Source organism: Streptomyces milbemycinicus (genome assembly GCF_002154605.1).
GTDB lineage: Bacteria > Actinomycetota > Actinomycetes > Streptomycetales > Streptomycetaceae > Streptomyces > Streptomyces milbemycinicus.
The window spans coordinates 1-14,564 of sequence record NZ_MUNE01000215.1; the positions used below are offsets into that span (position 1 = coordinate 1).

Here is a 14,564-nt window from a genome sequence, read left to right on the forward strand (position 1 = left end):
ATCTCGCCGTCGCGCCTGGTCACACCCGTGGTGGGGCTTTCGACAATCAGGTGGTCGCCGACATGAGCACGCATCGGCATCCCCGCCTCTCTGCCGGTCTTCCTTCGTCCAGCGTTTCACGGTCGCCGGGCGATGGCATGGGCGGAAGGTCCTCGCGTGGGTACCCGATGGCCCTCGCGTCGGGCCGAGTGACCGGTGAGCGGGGCCGTGCGGCTCATGTGGCGGTGGGCGCGGGCTGCGAGGCTGACAGTGTCCATGTGCGGCTCCGCCGCGTGGCGGACACGGGCAGGCCGGAGAGCGAGTGTCCGAAGGGAGTCGGGACATGCAGCACAGGACGGTCGGGGAGCTCATGACACGCAACGTGGTCCGGGCGCCACGTGAGCTGCCGTTCAAGGAGATCGTGGAGCTCCTCGCGGAGAACGATGTCACCGCCGTGCCGGTCGTGGACGGCTCCGGCCACCCGATCGGTGTGGTGTCCGAGGCGGATCTGCTGCGCAAGTCCTCCGGCCAGGCGGATCCGTCCGGCCGGGTGCCGATCCCGCACCTGGAGGCGTGGGAGCGCGCGAAGACGGAGGGAACGAGGGCGGAGGAGTTGATGTCGGCCCCCGCGGTGTGTGCGCGTCCGGAGTGGAGTGTCGTCGAGGCGGCCCGTCTGATGGCCGTCCAGGGTGTCAAGCGGCTTCCGGTGGTCGACGAGACCGACCGGCTACTGGGCATCATCAGCCGCGCCGATCTGTTGCGGATCTTCCTGCGCCACGATGACGCGATCCGCGAGGAGATCGAGCGGGATGTACTGCGCCGGACGTTGCGCCTGGCCCCCTCGGCGGTGACGGTCGAGGTACGGGAGGGCGAGGTCACCCTGCGCGGCTCGGTGGAGGTCCAGAGTCTGGTCCCGGTCATCGAGCGGCTGTGCCGGAGTGTGGACGGGGTGGTTTCGGTCACCGAACACATCACCTACCGGACCGATGACACCCACGGGCCCGCCACCGCCACATGAGATGCGGGCGGCTGACATCGAGAGGCTACGCGCGAGACGGAGCAACGCCATGGAGGAACAGGTTGTCACCGTGGGCCTCGACGGATCGCCGGAGAGCCTTGCCGCCGCTCGCTGGGCCGCCGCCGAGGCGGAGCGGCGGGAGCTCGCGCTGCGTCTGCTGCACGCGTGGGTCCTGCTGTCCCCGCCCACGCCGGACAGCCCCTCGGCGGATGACCAGAACTATTGGGCCAAGCGGATCGTGCACGACGCGCGCATGGAGCTCTCCCGTCACCATCCGGATCTGCCCATCGAGGAGGAGCTGGTCGCGCAGGAGGCCGAGACAGCCTTGCTCGACGCGGCGGCACGGTCCCGGATGCTGGTGCTCGGATCGCGCGGCATGGAGCCCATGGCGAGCTTCTTCTTCGGCGACATCAGCCTGTACGTGGTCGGTCGCGCCGAGCGGCCCGTGGTCCTGGTGCGCGCGGGAGAGCCCTACGAAGGACGGACGTCCGAGGTCCGCGAGCGGGACGTGGTGGTCGGACTGAGCCTGCACGGCCCTCAGGACAACCTGCTGGAATTCGCCTACGTCACCGCCTTCACCCGCGGTGTCCCGTTGCGCGCCGTCCACGGCAGGAGCCTGCCCGTCCACGCGTACGTCCCGTGGGGCGTGGATCCCGGCATCGCCAGAGACGTCGCCGAGGAGGCGCAGCGGGAGCTGGATGAGGTGCTGCGGCCGTGGCGGAAGAAGTTTCCCCGTGTGGAGGTGGTCGACGAGGTCCGGCTCGAGAGCCCGGCGCAAGCCGTCGTACGGGCGGCCGGGGGCAGCGGGCTGCTGATGATCGGCCGCCGCAAGCACCGGTCCGCCCTGGCGCCCCGGCTCGGCCCCGTGGTGCAGTCGGCCGTGCGCGCTCCTGTCGCGCCGGACTGGAACGTCCACGGCACCCCTGACTCGGCGGCGTGGTGACGCGCGCGGACCTGTTACGGGCACTCGTCCGTGACGACACCGCAGCCGATCACCTCAGGGCCACCTGACCTGGCCCGGGCCGGTCTTGGCCACTCGCCGTCTCACAGCCGCTCCGGCACGACGGCGACCGGACATGCGCAGTGGTGCAGTACGGCGTGGCTGACCCGGCCGAGCTGGAGACCGGTGTGGTCAGGGCGGCGGAAGGCTCCGACCACCAGCAGATCGGCGCGTTGCGACAGGTCCAGCAGAACCTGGTGCGCACGTCCCTCGACCACATCGCGGTGGCATGTGATCGCGTCGTGTTCGAGCTCGATCCGGTCCAGCACCTCGTTGAGGGTGGTCATCGCCTGCTCCTCGTAGAGCAGGGTGGTGGCCTCGTGTGCGAACAGCGTTCGGCCCGCATGCCGCTCCGCCGGGCACAGCCAAGTCCGTACGGCCTGTACTTCGGCGTTCCGTGCCCGTGCCTCGCGGAAGGCGAACCGCGCCGCTGCCAAGCCCTCCGCGGGGTCACCGACCGCGAGGATGACACGTCCGAAGGCCCCGTCGCGGTTCGGCTCCGCGCCGCGGACCACGACCACCGGACACACGGCACGGGCCGCCACCGCCAGGCTGACCGACCCCAGGAGCGAACCCGCGAGCTCGCCTCTGCCGCGAGAGCCCGTGACCACGGCGAACGCCTCACGGCTCTCCGCCAGCAGCGCCGTCACGGTGTCTTCGGCCAGTGCTTCACCGCAGGCCTTGACGTCCGGGTTGCGCAGCGTCGCGCGCTCCGTGGCGGACGCGGCGATGCGTTCGGCCAGGATCTCCCCGGAGGGTGGGCGGCTGGTGCCGAAGAAGGGAAGCCCCCCTTCGTACTGCTCCCAACGGGAGGCGTGGACCAGACGCAGGGGCAGCCCATGACGTGCCGCCTCGTCGACGGCCCAGTCCACCGCCTGAAGACTCGACTCCGATCCGTCGACCCCCACGACCAGCGAGACCGACATCATCCCCACCGCCTTCCTGTGGTCGGCTCGTCCGCCTCGGGTACTCCTGTGTCCACGGTGGCACCGGCCGGGCTCGCGCGGATGGGCGGACCGGCCCTCGGGCGGGGAACGGTCGGCCCTGGCCCTCCGGGCCGTGCGGTGGTGTGATGGAAGTGGTACCGAGGGCGACAACAGACACGGAGAAGCGGCGTGAAGTCGCGCACCGTGCAATCCGGGCCCACGAGAAGCGGGCAGCCCTCGGCGCCGTATACCCCAGGGTGCGCGGGGCCTTCTTATCCTTCGACGACACCGAGGGGGATCAGCCGGGCGACGATTCTGGCGAGCCGGCGCCTTCGGTGGCGGCGACCACCGCGCCGACGTGCCTGTAGGCGGCGGGGGCCTCTTCGGCGAGCCCGCGCCACGAGGACGGCCGGTCGGTGATGCCTCGGGACTTCAGCTCGTCCCGCAGCTGCTGGCCGCGGACCTGACGCAGCGCCTCGCAGTGGATCATCACCAACACCTGAGCGGCGCGCAGGCCGAAAGCCGTCGCTGCCCGGGGCGTACACCCGGTCCACGGCCTGTACTTCCAAGAAGGGGGGCCGCGTTCGACGGCATACCCAGCGCCGTGGGTGGGGAGCTTCTCCATCTCCGCGCGGGTCCGCGGTCAACAGCCGGACACCGCAGGAGACGTCGAGCGCCACCCCTCCCGGCCAGACCACACCTCCGGCGTCGATGTCCGTGGCGGCAACCCCGCTGATCCCGTAACCCCAGTGCACATCAAGCATGGCGAAGGAAGCGCGGAGGATGCCGGGCAGCATCGCCACGTTCACCACCTGCTCCAGCGCCCTGTCCCCGACCGCCTGCGGCAGCAGTTCTCGGCCGGCGAAGACGACCCCGGGAACGCTCATCCGGCTTGCTGGTCGATACGGAAACGGAACGGGCTCTCCTCCGTGACCGCGATGTCCATGTCCGTCATCCTCGTTGGAGCCGGAGTCTGCCGCAGAGCCTCGGCCGCGCTGGGCTCACACGTCGAGAGTCACCGAACACCGCCAGCCGTCCGGCCCGCGACCGAATTCCAGGCCGTGGAGGGTGACCGCTTTCGGCGCGGCACCCGTCGCCCGGAGCGATCCGGTGTCCGTCATGTGCAGGCAGGCCCGCACACCACCCGGGACGGCGGTCAGTTCCATGTCGACCGAGCGTATGCTGCCTGCCGCGGTCACTCGCTTGGCAGGGTCGGCAGGCAGGTCTCGGCGGGGGCCGCGGCGGTGACCGCCGGGGGAGGCGGCGGAGCGGTCCGCCCGGTGCGACACTGGCCGCATGGGCGACCGTGGCTTTGGCCGACTGCCCCGGGCCCGGTACGAGAGCGAGCTGCGCCGTCTGCAGATCGAGTTGGTGAGGCTGCAGGAGTGGGTGCGGGCCGAGGGGCGTCGGCTGGTGGTGGTCTTCGAGGGGCGTGACGCGGCCGGCAAGGGCGGCGCGATCAAGCGGGTCACCGAGTGCCTGAACCCGCGTATCGCGCGGATCGTCGCCCTGCCGGTGCCGACCGAGCGGGAACGCACCCAGTGGTACTTCCAGCGCTATGCCGCCCAGCTTCCCGCCGCGGGTGAGATCGTGCTCTTCGACCGCAGCTGGTACAACCGGGCCGGCGTCGAACGCGTCATGGGTTTTTGCACCGAGGAGGAGCACCAGCGCTTCCTGCTCCAGTGCCCGGTGTTCGAGCGGATGCTGGTCGAGGACGGGATCCTGCTGCGCAAGTACTGGTTCTCGGTGAGCGACGCCGAGCAGGAGCAGCGGTTCCGCAGGCGGTTGAGCGACCCCGCCCGGCGCTGGAAGATCTCGGCGATGGACCTGGAGTCCATCACGCGCTGGGAGGCGTACTCCCAGGCCAAGGACGAGATGTTCGCCCGCACCGACGTCCCCGGGGCCCCCTGGTACGTCGTCGAGGCCGACGACAAACGCGCGGCCCGCATCAACATGATCGCCCACCTGCTGTCCACCGTCCCGTACGGCGATGTCCGGCTGCCGGAGCTGCGGCTGCCGCCCCGTCCCGCGCCCACCGGGTACGAGCGGCCGCCCAGACAGCTGCAGACCTATGTGCCCGACCACGCCGCCTCGCTCCTGGCACCGGATCGCGGGCGCGCCCACGCGGCGGGCGCGGCACCCGGCAGCGAAGCCCGCGGCGAAGGGGCTCACGGATGACGGACACGACGCACCGCAGCGATGCGGTTCATGCGCTGCTCGCCGACGGCAGTGCCGTCGAGATACGCGGCGCCGGTCCGCGGGACCGGGACGACGTACTGCGCATGCACCGCGAGATGTCACCAGAGGACCTGCGGCTGCGGTTCTCCGCGGCCAATCCGAGCTACGCGAGCGAGGCGGCGGTGCGCATCTGCGCACCCGCGCACCCCGGCTACCGCGCCCTGCTCGCAGTGGCGCAAGGGCGGGTGGTCGGCGTGGCGGAGTACACGGCCCTCCCCGCGGCCCGTGGTGAGCCGGTGTCGGCCGACATGGCCCTGGCCGTTGCCGAGGGCCGCCGTGGGCAGGGCATCGGCACGCTGCTGCTGGAACACCTCGTCCACGCGGCCAGGGACGCGGGGATTACGACCTTCACCGCCGAGGCGCTCGCCGAGAACCACGCCGTCCTGAAGGTCTTCGCCGATCTGGGCCTGCGCACCTCCCGCCACTTCGACGGCACCGATGTGCGCTGCACCGTGCACCTGGAGGAGGACGAGCGCTATCTGTCGGCGGTGGACGAGCGCGGCCGGATCGCCGACGTGGCCAGCCTGCGGCCACTGCTGCGCCCGCGCTCGGTGGCCGTCGTCGGAGCGGGTCGGCGGCCCCGGTCGGTGGGGCGCGCGGTGCTCGGGAACCTCCGCTCGGGGGGTTTCGGCGGAGCCCTGTACGCGGTCAACCCGCACGCCGACGTCATCGACGGAACGCCGGCCTACCCGAGGGTGGCGACCCTTCCCCTCGTCCCGGATCTCGTCGTGGTCGCCGTGCCCGCACCCGCCGTCCCCGAGACGGCCCAGCAGTGCGGGGCCCTGGGGGTGCGTGCGCTGGTCGTCCTGACGGCGGGCCTGGATGCGGCCCAGGCCGGGGCGCTGTTCACCACCTGCCGCCGGTACGGAATGCGGCTGGTGGGCCCCAACTGCCTGGGCATCGCCAACACAGCCGACGAGGTGCGCCTGAACGCCACCTTCGCCACGCACTCGCCGCTGCCGGGACGGGCGGGGGTCGCCGTGCAGTCCGGAGGGGTGGGCATCGCGCTGCTCGAGCGGCTTGGCCGCCTGGGCGTGGGCATCTCCAGCTTCCGTAGCGCTTCAAAAAGGCTTCACCGATTGTGAGCGGGGATTTTTCCTATGGTCAGCTGGCTCGGTGGTACTCGTTGATGAGGCTGGCGACGGCTTGTCGGCGTTTGATCCGGACTGCGGGCAGGGGGATGACGTTCGGGTTGTCGCTGGGCGCGAGCTGGTCTCGGCCTTGGTGGGGTCGGTGGCTGTTGAAGTGGTGTGCGTAGTCGTGGAGGATCTTCTCGGCGTGACCACGGTCGAAGAGCAGGACACGGTCAGTGCATTCTTCCCGTGCTGAGCGGATGAAGCGTTCTGCGTGTGGGTTGCAGTTGGGGCTGCGTGGAGGGATCTTGATCGCAGTGATGTCCTCGCTGGCGAACACGGCGTCGAAAGCGGCCGTGAATTTCGCGTCCCGGTCGCGGATGAGGTGAGTGAATTCTGCCGCGTGCTCACCAAGTTGCCACAGGAACTGCCGGGCCTGCTGAGTGACCCATGCGGCGGTGGGGTGAGCGGTGACGCCGAGGATATGGACGGTGCGGGTATGCACCTCCATGACGAACAGTGCGTAGAGCCGCTGCAGGCTGATGGTGTCGACATGGAAGAGATCGGTGGCGAGCAGGCCGTTGGCCTGGGCCTTGAGGAAGGCAGCCCACTCACCGCGCGCCGGCTGGCGGCGCGGCGCGGGACCGAGACCGGCAGCACGCAGTACCCGACGGACGGTGGCGGGGCTGACTTTGTGCCCGAGGCGGCGCAGTTCGCCGTGCACGCGTCGGAAGCCCCATCGGGAGTTCTCGGCGCCGAGCCGGATGATCAGGTCGCGGATCTCCTCGGGCGCGGAGGCCGCCCGGTAGACGGCGGCTGCGTCCACTTCTGCTTCACCAGACGCTGGTGCCAGGCCAGCAGGGTGCGCGGTGAGACGATCCGGTGTTCGCGCAGGGCGCGGGGGAGCAGTCGGGACAGGGCAGCGAGCAGTGCGCGGTCCGGCCATCCGGGCTTGGGCGTGGTGACCTGCCGACGCAGAACCGCGAGCTCGTGCCGCAGGATCAGTATCTCTACATTCTTGGTCGCAGAGGATCGAGTCATCAGGAACAGCCACGCGAAGATCCGCGTGGCGATCAGGTAGGTAAGCCGTACCAGCATGAGGACTGATCATGCTGGAACCTGGTGGTCAGGTTCGTTACCCCAGGTCAGGTCCGGTGAAGCCATTCTGGAACGCTACGGGGGTGACACGGCGCGGCAGCGGCGCGTGCCGGGGGCGGCTCGTGGACGCCGGAGGCGAGCTGACCGCCGTGGCGTTAGCGCCGACGTTAACGATCAGTTATCGCCCCTGGCTAGGATTTTTCGTGATCAATTCAAGACGCGCTTGCGGCGGGTGGAGGAGTAGATGTGAGCACGAATCCATTTGACGACGAGGGCGGCCAATTCTTCGTTCTGGTGAACGACGAGGAACAGCATTCTCTGTGGCCTGCCTTCGCCGAAGTTCCGGCGGGCTGGAAAACCGCGTTCGGCCCAGACAGCCGTCAGAACTGCGTGGGACATGTCGAGCAGAACTGGACCGATCTGCGGCCGAAGAGCCTGCGCGAGTCCATGGCCGCCGACGTGGCGGTGCGCCGCACATGATACGAGGAGAAGCCCTTGTCCACTGAGCAGACCACCACTGAACTGCCGCCGACGCACAACGAGCGCGGCGTCATCGCCGAACACTACTATTCACTGCAGAGCCTCGGCGCCATCGAGGCCGCGCGCGAGGCCATGCGGGTCGAACCGGCCACCAAGGAGGCGCTGCTCGTCGGCCTCTACCAGTCGGCCGAAATCGCGCTCTACAACCTCGCCGACCTCCTCGACCGGGCCGGCAACCACCTGGGCAACCACGACATCGACCAGTGCGTGACAAACCTGCACTGGGTGCGCAGCTTCCACCGCGTGCTGGTCCGCCTCAGCCATGACGCGCTCCGCATCAGCGGCGACTGGAGCGGTGAAGCACCGCGCTGGCCCATCGACACGACCCCGGGGTACGGCGAATTCCTGCCGGCGCTCCAGCGTTTCGACAAGACGCTCACCCAGTTGGTCGAGGAAGACGGACTGGACGTGCGGACAACGATCGCCGAGTCCTCGCTCGAAAACCCGGGATACAGCATCCTGCACTGCGCCCGTATCGCGAATCACGACGCCCGCGTGTGGAGCACGAACCTGTCCAAGGCGGCACACCCCGCGCCCGGCGTCGCAACGGACCTGCTGCTCGCCTCGGAACACCTACGGCACGCGGTCCACGAGCACCACCTGACCGGCGATACCTACTTCACGCAGTTCCGGGCGCTCCACCAGATACCCGAGCTCCTGGTGCGGGAGATGAACGACCGCATCGAGATCGCGACCCGCAGCGCGCGTGAAGGCGGCATCGCCACCGCCGTCGTGCTGCTGGACGGCGTGGCCGAGCTGTACGCCGCGATCGAGGCGTGCCTGCCGCCGATCGTCGACAACCTGAGCACTCACGACTACCACCAGATCCGGGAAAACCTCGGCCTGACCAGCGGCAGCCACTCGGTCGGCATGCGCTTCCACCTCTTCACGGACCTGTACGAGCAGTTCACCCAGACGCTTGTGGAGCTGGAGGAGTCCGGCAACGACCACCCGCTCCTGCCGCGCCTGCGACGACACGCCGTCGACCTGCGCGTCTTCATCTTCGCCTGGCGCGATATGCACCTGCACCTCCCGCGCAACAACCTCGGCGGCAACGAGACCAAGTCGCTCACGGGCGCCCCGGACGCGGTCCGCACCGTCCGCAAGATGCGGGACAACGCGACGACGGCCGACCCGCTGGCGCGCTGCACCAAGGAGAACCACCCGACGAGTTCCGCCGGTCCGCTCGCCGACTACCTCGACGGGCCGGAATCGTCCGACACTCTGCTGCTCGCCGTGACCGGCAAGGCCACGCAGTCCAACTTCCCCGACGTGCAGGAGCGGCAGAACTTCTTCTCCCAGCGCACACCGTTCACTCGGCCGCCCCGCCGCGACGTCTAGCACGGGGGAGGACTCAAGGTGCACGGAGTGATCCCCGAGCTGTTCGGGCGTCAGGTGGCCGCGCGGCCGGGGTCGGTGGCGTTGGTGTGTGGTGGGGAGTCGGTGTCGTACGGGGAGCTGGACGCGCGGGCGAACCGGCTGGCGCGGGTGCTGGTGGACCGAGGGGTGGGTCCCGAGTCGGTGGTGGGGGTGGCGCTGCCGAGGTCACCGGAATGGGTCGTGGCCGTCCTGGCGGTGGTGAAGGCGGGCGGCGCGTACCTCCCGGTGGACCCTGACTATCCCGCTGAGCGGATCGGGTTCATGGTGACGGACTCCGGTGCGCGCATGATGGTGGGGAACACGGCGACGGCCGGGGAACTGCCGCGGCTCGCGGTGCCGGTGCTGCGCCTCGACGACCCGCGGACCGCCACGGAGGTCGCGCACGCGGATCCCGCCCCCCTGAGGGATGCGGACCGGCGGGCCCCGCTGTCCGTGGCCAACACCGCCTACGTCATCTACACCTCCGGTTCCACTGGCCGCCCCAAGGGTGTCGCGGTTACCCATGCCGGGCTGGACGGTCTGCTGGCGACGCAGGTGGAGCGGTTGGCGGTGACGTCGGAGAGTCGGGTCCTGCAGTTCGCTTCGCCGAGTTTCGACGCGTCGGTGTGGGAGTTGACGACGGCGCTGTTGTCGGGTGCTGTGCTGGTGCTCGCGGACCGGGAGGCGTTGGCGCCGGGTGAGCCGTTGGTGGGGACGGTGGCGGGGTACGGCGTGACGCATGTGCTGTTGCCGCCGCCGGTGCTGGCGTCCTTGCCGGCGGGCTCGCTGTCGAGCGTGCGCACGCTGGTGGTCGGGGGTGCGGCGTCGTCGGCGGATCTGGTGGCGGCGTGGGCCCCGGGTCGGCGGATGGTGAATGCGTACGGTCCGACCGAGACGACCGTGATCGCGTCGATGAGCGGGCCCTTGACGAGCGACGGCCGCACGCCCCCCATCGGCGGGCCGGTCACCGGCACCCGGCTCCATGTGCTCGACGACGAACTCCGGCCGGTGCCGCCCGGCGAGGACGGTGAACTGTACGTCAGCGGGCCGGGGTTGGCACGGGGATACCTGGGCAGGTCCGGGCTGACGGCCGCCCGCTTCGTGGCCTGTCCGTTCGGCGCGCCGGGCGAGCGGATGTACCGCACCGGGGACGTGGTCGCCCGGACACCCGACGGCGAGCTGGTGTTCCGAGGGCGCGCGGATAACCAAGTCAAGATCCGCGGATTCCGGATCGAGCCCGGTGAGATCGAGGCCGTGCTGGAGAGCCATCCGGCAGTGGCACACGCCGTGGTCGTCGCCCGCGAAACCCCCGCGGGACCGCGACTGGTGGGGTACGTCGTTCCGCGCCGGACCGTGGAGGGCGGCCACGCCCAGGACCTTCCGTACGGCGAGATCGACCTCACACACGGTGTGGCCGCGGCGGACTTGCGTACGTATGCGGCGCGGCGCGTCCCGGACCACATGGTGCCGTCGGCGATCGAGGTGCTGGAGGCGCTGCCGCTGACGGCGAGTGGGAAGGTGGACCGGGCGGAGCTGCCCGACCCGGTGTTCACCCGTGGCGCCTATCGGGCGCCACGCACGGCGGCGGAGGTCGCCCTGGCGGACACGTTCGCCGAACTGCTCGGGCTGGACCGGGCAGGGGCCGACGACGACTTCTTCGCGCTCGGCGGCGACAGCATTCAGGCGATCCGGGCCGTGACCCTGGCCCGCGAGCGCGGCGTGGAAGTGAGTCCACGGCAGATCTTCGAGCACCGGACCGTGGCGGAGCTGGCCGAGGCCGTGGCGGCCGGCAGTCGGCGGGACGGCGCGCGTCGGCCGCTCGAGGACGTAACGGCTCTGGAGGCGCTCGCCGCGCACGCGGCGCGGCCCGGCGCGGGCGGCCTCACGCCCTCGGACACGCCGCTGGTGCCGGTGGAACAGGGAGAGATCGAGGAGTGGGAACGGCGCTACCCGGGCCTCGAGGACATCTGGCCACTGACACCGCTGCAGTCGGGGCTGCTCTTCCACACCCTGTCGGACAAGACCGCTTTCGACCCCTACCGCGTGCAGTGCGTGCTCCATCTGAGCGGACCGGTGGATCCGGCGCGGCTGCGCGCGGCCGGGCAGACCCTGCTGGACCGGCATGCCGCGCTGCGTACCGCGTTCGTGTTCAAGGCCTCAGGCGCGCTGGTGCAGTTGGTCCTCGACGGTGTCCGGTTGCCCTGGCGGGAAGCCGATCTGAGCGGGCTCGGCGACGCGGAGCGGGAAGCGGCGGTCGACCGGTTCCTGGCCGACGACCTGGGTGTTCCGTTCGCCCCGGCCACGCCTCCGCTGCTGCGGCTCGCCCTGCTCAAGCTCGGCGAGGACCGGTCGGAGCTGGTGCTCACGGCCCATCACGCGGTGTTCGACGGCTGGTCGCTGCCGCTGATGACACAGGACCTGCTGCGGCTCTACGCGGCGGACGAAGCCGACGCGGTGGCACGCCCGCGCGCGGGGGGATACCGCGACTTCCTGGCGTGGCTGTCCCGGCAGGACCGGGACGCCTCGGCGCGGGCGTGGGCGGAGGAGCTCGACGGGCTGGACGGGCCGACGACGCTCGCCCCCGGCGCCGCCCCGGGCGCGTCAGCCACCGGCAAGGACGGCATCGGCAAGGACGCCGCCGGCAAGGACGCTAACGGCGTCGGGCAGGTCCCCGTCGAGCTGTCCGCACCGGAGACGGCGAAGCTCTCCCGGCGGGCGGCCGAACTGGGCGTCACGGTGAACACCGTCGTCCAGGGCGCCTGGGGCGTCCTGTGCGGACAGTTGACCGGACGGCAGGAAGTGGTGTTCGGCGCCACGGTCTCCGGCCGGCCGCCCGCCCTGCCGGATGTGGACACGACGGTGGGCATGTTCCTCAACACCGTGCCCGTACGGGTGCGGTGCGCCCCGGGTGACTCCCTCGCCGGGCTGCTGACCGAGCTGCAGCGCCGCCAGGCCGCGCTGCTGGACCACCATCACGTCGCGCTGACCGACATCCAGCGGATGACGGATCTGAACCCGCTCTTCGACACCTGCGTCGCGTTCGAGTCCTTCCCGGTGGACCGGGCCGGGATCGCCGAGGCGAGCGAGGCGGCCGGGATCAGCGCCACCGGCATCCGCCTGGTCACCACCACGCACTACCCCCTGACCGTGATGGCGATGGCCGACACGGACGCCCGGGTGCGGCTGACGCTGCAGTACCAGCGGAACGTGTTCGACCGGGGAGCGGCGGAGGGCGTAGCGGCGCGCTTCGCACGGATCCTGCGCCAGATCGCGGCGGACCCCGGCCACCGGGTGGGCGCGCTCGAGGTGCTGGACGCGGCCGAGCTCGACCACGTACTGCGCGAACGCAACGACACCGCCGTCGCCACGCCCGACTTCACCATCCCGGGCCTGTTCGCGCGGCAGGCGGCGGCCACGCCCGACGCGGTCGCGGTGTGGTCCGACGAGCGGTCCCTGACCTACCGGGAGCTCGACGCCCTTTCCTCGCGGTTCGCGCAGGTGCTGGCCCGGCGCGGTGTGGCGGCGGAGTCGGTGGTGGCGGTGGCGCTGCCGCGGTCGGCCCGGATGGTGGCTGTGCTGCTCGCGGTGGCGAAGACGGGCGGCGCGTATCTACCGGTGGATCCCGGCTATCCGGCCGAGCGGATCGCCTTCCTGCTGACCGACGCACGGCCCGTCGTCCTGGTCACCGACGCGGAGCACGCCACGCGGCTGCCGGACGGGGACTGCCCCACGGTGCGGGTGGAGGAGCTGGACCCGGCGTCCGGCGGCGCGGGGGACCCGGCGCCCGGTCCGGAGCCGGCGAGCCATCCCGGCCAGCTCGCTTACGTGATCTACACCTCGGGCTCGACCGGTGTGCCGAAGGGCGTGGGCATTCCCCACCGGGCCGTCGTGGACCTGGCCCTGGACCGGCGGTGGCGCACGGGCGCCCAGGAACGGGTGCTGCTGCACTCGCCGCTCATGTTCGACGCCTCTGTCTGGGAGGTGTGGATTCCACTGCTGGGCGGCGGACAGGTCGTGGTGGCCCCGCCCGGGGCCCTGGACCCTGGCGCGCTCGCGGCGCAGGTGGCCGAGCGCGGCTTGACCTCGGTCTTTCTGACCACCGCGCTCTTCAATCTCCTGGTGCGGGAGGACGCCCGCGCTCTGGCGGGGCTCCGGGAGGTGTGGACGGGCGGCGAGCGCGTCTCACCGTCGGCGTTTCAGCGGGCGCTGGAGAGCTGCCCGGACACGGCCTTCGTCCATGTGTACGGCCCGACGGAGACGACGGTCTACGCCACCAGCCACCCGCTGGCGGCGCTGGAGCGGGTGGGCGACGACATCCCGATCGGACTCCCGTTGGACAACACCTGCGCCTACGTGCTCGACGGGGCGTTGCGCCCCGTGCCGCAGGGCGTCGCCGGTGAGCTGTATCTGGCGGGCTCGGGGCTCGCGCGGGGCTATGTGCGCAGGGCGGGCCTCACGGCCGAACGCTTCGTCGCCTGCCCGTTCGGGCGGCCGGGCGAGCGGATGTACCGCACCGGGGACCTGGTGCGCTGGAACACCTCCGGCCGTATCGAATATCTCGGCCGGAGCGACGGCCAGGTCAAGATCCGTGGTTTCCGGATCGAGCCGGGCGAGGTGGAGGCAGCGCTGGCGTCGCATCCGGCGGTGGCACAGGCGGCCGTGATCGCCCAGGACACCCACGACGCGGCCAACACCAAACGGCTGGTGGGCTATGTGGTGCCGGCCGGGCCGGACGCCGTGTCCCTCGACGCGCTGCGCGGCCACCTGACGCGGCGACTACCGGACTTCATGGTGCCGTCGGCGTTCGTGGTGCTCGACCGGCTGCCGCTGACGCCGAACGGAAAGCTGGACCGGAAGGCGCTGCCCGCACCTGCATTCACGGGAAGCGGCTACCGGCCTCCCCGGCCTCCCCGGTCGCCGCGGGAAGGGGTGCTCTGCCGCGTCTACGCCGAGGTCCTCGGGCTCGAGAGAGTCGGAATCGACGACAACTTCTTCGCTTGCGGCGGGCATTCCCTGCTCGCCACTCAGCTGATGGGCCGCATTCGCGCCACACTCGGGCTGGACGTGCCCGTCGGAACGATATTGGAATTCCCCAGCGTCGCCGCGCTCGCGCCCGAATTGGACAAGTTCAGCAAGACCAGCAGGCCCAGCCTGCGCAGGATGAAGGTTAAGGAGTAGACGCCAGATGATTCCCTTGTCTTATGCGCAGCGCCGGATGTGGTTCGTCCACCGCTTCGAGGGGCCGTCGGCCACCTACAACGTCCCGTTCCGGGTGCGGTTGAGGGGTGAGCTGGATGTGGGGGCGCTGGGGTTGGCGGTGCGGGATGTGGTGG

At 70.8% G+C, this 14,564-nt stretch carries 14 protein-coding genes and 1 pseudogene; 8 read left to right on the plus strand and 7 right to left on the minus strand.

Features of this window, described 5'->3' with window-relative positions:
• Window positions 1-80 (minus strand): DUF1918 domain-containing protein (locus CCN51_RS18660; protein WP_143675832.1); only part of this gene is annotated, 80 nt, incomplete at its 3' end.
• Window positions 81-322: 242 nt separating this feature from the next.
• Between CCN51_RS18660 and CCN51_RS18665 the strand changes: the two genes are divergently transcribed.
• Window positions 323-997, plus strand: a complete 675-nt coding sequence (locus tag CCN51_RS18665) for a CBS domain-containing protein (RefSeq protein WP_014173955.1) — start codon at window positions 323-325, stop codon at window positions 995-997.
• 49 nt (window positions 998-1,046) lie between these two features.
• Window positions 1,047-1,940, plus strand: a complete 894-nt coding sequence (locus CCN51_RS18670) for a universal stress protein (protein WP_086859752.1) — start codon at window positions 1,047-1,049, stop codon at window positions 1,938-1,940.
• Window positions 1,941-2,041: 101 nt separating this feature from the next.
• Here the strand turns inward: CCN51_RS18670 and CCN51_RS18675 are convergent, their stop codons facing one another.
• The 4 genes and pseudogenes from CCN51_RS18675 to CCN51_RS56455 form a co-directional block, all read right to left on the minus strand.
• Window positions 2,042-2,923, minus strand: coding sequence for a universal stress protein (locus CCN51_RS18675; RefSeq protein ID WP_043489072.1), 882 nt, complete (start codon window positions 2,921-2,923; stop codon window positions 2,042-2,044).
• A gap of 298 nt (window positions 2,924-3,221) precedes the next feature.
• Complete coding sequence (locus CCN51_RS57510; RefSeq protein WP_014173958.1) at window positions 3,222-3,413, minus strand: RtcB family protein; 192 nt, start codon at window positions 3,411-3,413, stop codon at window positions 3,222-3,224.
• Between the two features lie 205 nt (window positions 3,414-3,618).
• A pseudogene (locus CCN51_RS59655) lies at window positions 3,619-3,810 on the minus strand (RtcB family protein); the annotation flags it as partial.
• A 114-nt stretch (window positions 3,811-3,924) separates the two neighbouring features.
• The gene (locus tag CCN51_RS56455) at window positions 3,925-4,089 is read right to left on the minus strand and encodes an archease (RefSeq protein WP_014173959.1); all 165 of its coding nucleotides are present in this window, start codon (window positions 4,087-4,089) and stop codon (window positions 3,925-3,927) included.
• A 130-nt stretch (window positions 4,090-4,219) separates the two neighbouring features.
• On the opposite strand from CCN51_RS56455, the gene ppk2 reads away from it, so the two are divergent.
• Together ppk2 and CCN51_RS18700 are read left to right on the plus strand one after the other, a co-directional pair.
• Window positions 4,220-5,101 (plus strand): polyphosphate kinase 2, encoded by an 882-nt coding sequence (ppk2, locus tag CCN51_RS18695; RefSeq protein WP_014173960.1) that lies wholly within the window; start codon window positions 4,220-4,222, stop codon window positions 5,099-5,101.
• Window positions 5,098-6,246 carry a GNAT family N-acetyltransferase gene (locus tag CCN51_RS18700; RefSeq protein WP_014173961.1) on the plus strand — a complete coding sequence of 383 codons (1,149 nt, stop codon included), beginning with the start codon at window positions 5,098-5,100 and terminating at the stop codon, window positions 6,244-6,246. The genes ppk2 and CCN51_RS18700 overlap by 4 nt, the downstream gene beginning before the upstream one ends.
• Window positions 6,247-6,265: 19 nt before the next feature.
• Here CCN51_RS18700 and CCN51_RS18705 read toward each other — a convergent pair whose 3' ends face one another.
• Together CCN51_RS18705 and CCN51_RS57515 are read right to left on the minus strand one after the other, a co-directional pair.
• On the minus strand, window positions 6,266-7,060 hold the full coding sequence (locus tag CCN51_RS18705; protein ID WP_043486209.1) for an integrase core domain-containing protein: 795 nt from the start codon (window positions 7,058-7,060) through the stop codon (window positions 6,266-6,268).
• Window positions 7,003-7,332 (minus strand): hypothetical protein, encoded by a 330-nt coding sequence (locus CCN51_RS57515; RefSeq protein ID WP_014173962.1) that lies wholly within the window; start codon window positions 7,330-7,332, stop codon window positions 7,003-7,005. The genes CCN51_RS18705 and CCN51_RS57515 overlap by 58 nt, the downstream gene beginning before the upstream one ends.
• 246 nt (window positions 7,333-7,578) lie before the next feature.
• Here CCN51_RS57515 and CCN51_RS18710 point away from each other — a divergent pair, with 246 nt between their 5' ends.
• The 4 genes from CCN51_RS18710 to CCN51_RS60000 form a co-directional block, all read left to right on the plus strand.
• Window positions 7,579-7,812: an MbtH family protein gene (locus CCN51_RS18710; protein ID WP_014173963.1), complete on the plus strand. Its 234-nt coding sequence runs from the start codon at window positions 7,579-7,581 to the stop codon at window positions 7,810-7,812.
• A gap of 15 nt (window positions 7,813-7,827) precedes the next feature.
• Window positions 7,828-9,213 carry a hypothetical protein gene (locus tag CCN51_RS18715; protein ID WP_014173964.1) on the plus strand — a complete coding sequence of 462 codons (1,386 nt, stop codon included), beginning with the start codon at window positions 7,828-7,830 and terminating at the stop codon, window positions 9,211-9,213.
• Window positions 9,214-9,231: 18 nt separating this feature from the next.
• On the plus strand, window positions 9,232-14,409 hold the full coding sequence (locus CCN51_RS18720) for a non-ribosomal peptide synthetase (protein WP_078610336.1): 5,178 nt from the start codon (window positions 9,232-9,234) through the stop codon (window positions 14,407-14,409).
• A gap of 7 nt (window positions 14,410-14,416) precedes the next feature.
• Window positions 14,417-14,564, plus strand: a 148-nt coding sequence (locus tag CCN51_RS60000; RefSeq protein ID WP_143675831.1) for a condensation domain-containing protein, incomplete at its 3' end; no start/stop codon positions are given.